The sequence below is a fragment of the Staphylococcus sp. EG-SA-14 genome, from assembly GCF_017151935.1.
GTDB classification, from domain to species: Bacteria; Bacillota; Bacilli; order Staphylococcales; family Staphylococcaceae; genus Staphylococcus; species Staphylococcus aureus.
Genome location: NZ_JACVZM010000040.1, coordinates 1 through 4,983 on the forward strand (window position 1 = coordinate 1; position 4,983 = coordinate 4,983).

The window sequence follows — 4,983 nt, forward strand, 5'->3', positions numbered from 1 at the left end:
TATCCTTGTTAAATTGTTTATATCTGAAATAGTTCATACAGAAGACTCCTTTTTGTTAAAATTATACTATAAATTCAACTTTGCAACAGAACCGTATATTTTATATAGAGCATTCTCACTAAAAAAATTACACATATCGTGAGCAATGAACTGATTATACTTAACATTAAAAAAGATGATAACACCTTCTACACCTCCATATCACAAAAATTATAACATTATTTTGACATAAATACTACATTTGTAATATATTACAAATGTAGTCTTATATAAGGAGGATATTGATGAAAAAGATAAAAATTGTTCCACTTATTTTAATAGTTGTAGTTGTCGGGTTTGGTATATATTTTTATGCTTCAAAAGATAAAGAAATTAATAATACTATTGATGCAATTGAAGATAAAAATTTCAAACAAGTTTATAAAGATAGCAGTTATATTTCTAAAAGCGATAATGGTGAAGTAGAAATGACTGAACGTCCGATAAAAATATATAATAGTTTAGGCGTTAAAGATATAAACATTCAGGATCGTAAAATAAAAAAAGTATCTAAAAATAAAAAACGAGTAGATGCTCAATATAAAATTAAAACAAACTACGGTAACATTGATCGCAACGTTCAATTTAATTTTGTTAAAGAAGATGGTATGTGGAAGTTAGATTGGGATCATAGCGTCATTATTCCAGGAATGCAGAAAGACCAAAGCATACATATTGAAAATTTAAAATCAGAACGTGGTAAAATTTTAGACCGAAACAATGTGGAATTGGCCAATACAGGAACAGCATATGAGATAGGCATCGTTCCAAAGAATGTATCTAAAAAAGATTATAAAGCAATCGCTAAAGAACTAAGTATTTCTGAAGACTATATCAAACAACAAATGGATCAAAATTGGGTACAAGATGATACCTTCGTTCCACTTAAAACCGTTAAAAAAATGGATGAATATTTAAGAGATTTCGCAAAAAAATTTCATCTTACAACTAATGAAACAGAAAGTCGTAACTATCCTCTAGGAAAAGCGACTTCACATCTATTAGGTTATGTTGGTCCCATTAACTCTGAAGAATTAAAACAAAAAGAATATAAAGGCTATAAAGATGATGCAGTTATTGGTAAAAAGGGACTCGAAAAACTTTACGATAAAAAGCTCCAACATGAAGATGGCTATCGTGTCACAATCGTTGACGATAATAGCAATACAATCGCACATACATTAATAGAGAAAAAGAAAAAAGATGGCAAAGATATTCAACTAACTATTGATGCTAAAGTTCAAAAGAGTATTTATAACAACATGAAAAATGATTATGGCTCAGGTACTGCTATCCACCCTCAAACAGGTGAATTATTAGCACTTGTAAGCACACCTTCATATGACGTCTATCCATTTATGTATGGCATGAGTAACGAAGAATATAATAAATTAACCGAAGATAAAAAAGAACCTCTGCTCAACAAGTTCCAGATTACAACTTCACCAGGTTCAACTCAAAAAATATTAACAGCAATGATTGGGTTAAATAACAAAACATTAGACGATAAAACAAGTTATAAAATCGATGGTAAAGGTTGGCAAAAAGATAAATCTTGGGGTGGTTACAACGTTACAAGATATGAAGTGGTAAATGGTAATATCGACTTAAAACAAGCAATAGAATCATCAGATAACATTTTCTTTGCTAGAGTAGCACTCGAATTAGGCAGTAAGAAATTTGAAAAAGGCATGAAAAAACTAGGTGTTGGTGAAGATATACCAAGTGATTATCCATTTTATAATGCTCAAATTTCAAACAAAAATTTAGATAATGAAATATTATTAGCTGATTCAGGTTACGGACAAGGTGAAATACTGATTAACCCAGTACAGATCCTTTCAATCTATAGCGCATTAGAAAATAATGGCAATATTAACGCACCTCACTTATTAAAAGACACGAAAAACAAAGTTTGGAAGAAAAATATTATTTCCAAAGAAAATATCAATCTATTAACTGATGGTATGCAACAAGTCGTAAATAAAACACATAAAGAAGATATTTATAGATCTTATGCAAACTTAATTGGCAAATCCGGTACTGCAGAACTCAAAATGAAACAAGGAGAAACTGGCAGACAAATTGGGTGGTTTATATCATATGATAAAGATAATCCAAACATGATGATGGCTATTAATGTTAAAGATGTACAAGATAAAGGAATGGCTAGCTACAATGCCAAAATCTCAGGTAAAGTGTATGATGAGCTATATGAGAACGGTAATAAAAAATACGATATAGATGAATAACAAAACAGTGAAGCAATCCGTAACGATGGTTGCTTCACTGTTTTATTATGAATTATTAATAAGTGCTGTTACTTCTCCCTTAAATACAATTTCTTCATTTTCATTGTATGTTGAAAGTGACACTGTAACGAGTCCATTTTCTTTTTTTATGGATTTCTTATTTGTAATTTCAGCGATAACGTACAATGTATTACCTGGGTATACAGGTTTAATAAATTTAACGTTATTCATTTGTGTTCCTGCTACAACTTCTTCTCCGTATTTACCTTCTTCTACCCATAATTTAAATGATATTGAAAGTGTATGCATGCCAGATGCAATGATACCTTTAAATCTACTTTGTTCTGCTTTTTCTTTATCTATATGCATATATTGAGGATCAAAAGTTGTTGCAAATTGGATAATTTCTTCTTCTGTAATATGAAGGCTTTTTGTTTTGAATGTTTCTCCTACTATAAAATCATCGTATTTCATATATGTCTCTCTTTCTTATTCAAATTAATTTTTTAGTATGTAACATGTTAAAGGTAAGTCTACCGTCACTGAAACGTAAGACTCACCTCTAACTTTCTATTGAGACAAATGCACCATTTTATCTGCATTGTCTGTAAAGATACCATCAACTCCCCAATTAGCAAGTTGGTTTGCACGTGCTGGTTTGTTTACAGTCCATACGTTCAATTCATAACCCGCTTCTTTTACCATTTTTACTTTTGCTTTAGTAAGTTTGGCATCTTCAGTGTTTACTATTTTAGCATTACAGTAATCTAAAAGTGTTCTCCAGTCTTCACGAAACGAAGTTGTATGGAATATAACTGCTCTGTTATATTGTGGCATGATTTCTTCTGCAAGTTTAACAAGCACAACATTAAAGCTTGAAATGAGCACTTCTTGATTCTGATTTAAGTTTGTTAATTGTTCTTCCACTTGCTTAACCATACTTTTAGAAAGTGCTAGTCCATTCGGTCCAGTAATACCTTTTAATTCTACATTTAAATTCATATTATATTCATTTGCTATTTTTACTACATCATCGAAAGTTGGCAAATGTTCATCTTTGAATTTTTCACCAAACCAAGATCCTGCAGAAGCATCTTTAATTTCATCATAATTCAATTCAGTTATTTCCCCGGACATATTTGTAGTCCGTTCTAAATAATCATCATGAATGATAATCAGTTGTTCATCTTTTGTAATTGCAACATCTAACTCCAACCAGTTTATACCTTCTACTTCTGAAGCAGCTTTAAATGATGCAATTGTATTTTCCGGAGCTTTACTAGGTAATCCTCTATGTCCATATACAGTTAGCATATTACCTCTCCTTGCATTTTTATTTTTTTAATTAACGTAACTGTATTATCACATTAATCGCACTTTTATTTCCATTAAAAAGAGATGAATATCATAAATAAAGAAGTCGATAGATTCGTATTGATTATGGAGTTAATCTACGTCTCATCTCATTTTTAAAAAATCATTTATGTCCCAAGCTCCATTTTGTAATCAAGTCTAGTTTTTCTGTACCCCTTATCTGCAATTTTACTTAGGATTGCTTTTAACTTACCTCTTATCTGCAATTTTACTTAGGATTGCTTTTAACTTACCCCTTATCAGCAATTTTGCATGGAATTGCTTTTAACGCACCTCTTATCTGCAATTTTGCCTAGAACTGCTTTTAACGTACCTCTTATCTGCAATTTTACTGAGAACTGCTTTTAACTTACCCCTTATCAGCAATTTTGCATGGAATTGCTTTTAACGTACCTCTTATCTGCAATTTTACTTAGAACTGCTTTTAACAAACCTCTTATCTGCAATTTTACTTAGAACTGCTTTTAACGTACCTCTTATCTGTAATTTTACTTAGAACTGCTTTTAACAAACCTCTTATCTGCAATTTTACTTAGAACTGCTTTTAACAAACCTCTTATCTGCAATTTTACTTAGAATTGCTTTTACTATTCCTCTTATTAGTATAATCTCAGTAAGAATGCGTATAAAAATGAAAATTACAACCGATTTTGTAAGTGCTGACGCCTGAGGGAATAGTATGTGCGAGAGACTAATGGCTCGAGCCATACCCCTAGGCAAGCATGCACGTACAAAATCGTAAGATAAAAAAATAAGCATATCACTGTAAACTTTAAAAAATCAGTTTAGTGATATGCTTATTTATTTCGAGTTAGGATTTATGTCCCAAGCTCATCAAGCACAATCGGCCACTAGTTTATTTCTCTATCTTATATGTTCTGATATGGTCTTCTATACTGTATAAGTATACTTTTGAATATGGATCTTGTGTCAATTCACGTTCGAAATCAAATTCTTGATTATCAAATCTGTTAAAGAATGTTTCGTATTCTTCGACTGATAATTGCTCTCTAGATTCTAGCATATTTAAGTGTTTCTCTTTATCTAATGCTTTGTCATATCCTTTAACGATTGAACCACTAAAGATTTCTCCTACTGCTCCTGAACCATAACTAAATAGACATACTTTCTCTTCTGGTTGGAATGTGTGGTTCTGTAATAACGAAATTAAACTTAAGTATAATGATCCTGTATAAATGTTACCAACATCTCTATTCCATAATACGGTTCTGTTGCAAAGTTGAATTTATAGTATAATTTTAACAAAAAGGAGTCTTCTGTATGAACTATTTCAGATATAAACAATTTAACAAGGATG

Annotated in this window: 4 protein-coding genes and 1 pseudogene; 1 reads left to right on the plus strand and 4 read right to left on the minus strand. The window is 30.9% G+C overall.

Going from position 1 to position 4,983, the window contains the following annotated elements; all coding sequences use genetic code 11:
- Window positions 1–77: 77 nt before the first annotated feature.
- Window positions 78–185, minus strand: a pseudogene (locus tag IDG63_RS14965) (beta-lactam sensor/signal transducer MecR1); the annotation flags it as partial.
- 96 nt (window positions 186–281) lie between these two features.
- Here IDG63_RS14965 and mecA point away from each other — a divergent pair.
- Window positions 282–2,291: a PBP2a family beta-lactam-resistant peptidoglycan transpeptidase MecA gene (mecA, locus tag IDG63_RS14005; protein WP_063852638.1), complete on the plus strand. Its 2,010-nt coding sequence runs from the start codon at window positions 282–284 to the stop codon at window positions 2,289–2,291.
- Between the two features lie 45 nt (window positions 2,292–2,336).
- On the opposite strand, the gene IDG63_RS14010 is transcribed toward mecA, so the two are convergent.
- The 3 genes from IDG63_RS14010 to IDG63_RS14020 all read right to left on the minus strand — a co-directional run bounded on the left by IDG63_RS14010 (window position 2,337) and on the right by IDG63_RS14020 (window position 4,911).
- Window positions 2,337–2,765, minus strand: coding sequence for a MaoC family dehydratase (locus IDG63_RS14010; RefSeq protein WP_000872606.1), 429 nt, complete (start codon window positions 2,763–2,765; stop codon window positions 2,337–2,339).
- A gap of 96 nt (window positions 2,766–2,861) precedes the next feature.
- Window positions 2,862–3,605: a glycerophosphoryl diester phosphodiesterase gene (locus IDG63_RS14015; protein ID WP_000958858.1), complete on the minus strand. Its 744-nt coding sequence runs from the start codon at window positions 3,603–3,605 to the stop codon at window positions 2,862–2,864.
- A gap of 916 nt (window positions 3,606–4,521) precedes the next feature.
- Window positions 4,522–4,911 carry a hydroxymethylglutaryl-CoA synthase gene (locus IDG63_RS14020; protein WP_020444595.1) on the minus strand — a complete coding sequence of 130 codons (390 nt, stop codon included), beginning with the start codon at window positions 4,909–4,911 and terminating at the stop codon, window positions 4,522–4,524.
- Window positions 4,912–4,983: the final 72 nt, after the last annotated feature.

What these genes read in the sequence shown, in the direction of transcription:
- IDG63_RS14010 (WP_000872606.1), bottom strand. Translation starts at nt 2,765, where the DNA reads ATGAAATACGATGATTTTATAGTAGGAGAAACATTCAAAACAAAAAGC.
- IDG63_RS14015 (WP_000958858.1), bottom strand. Translation starts at nt 3,605, where the DNA reads ATGCTAACTGTATATGGACATAGAGGATTACCTAGTAAAGCTCCGGAA.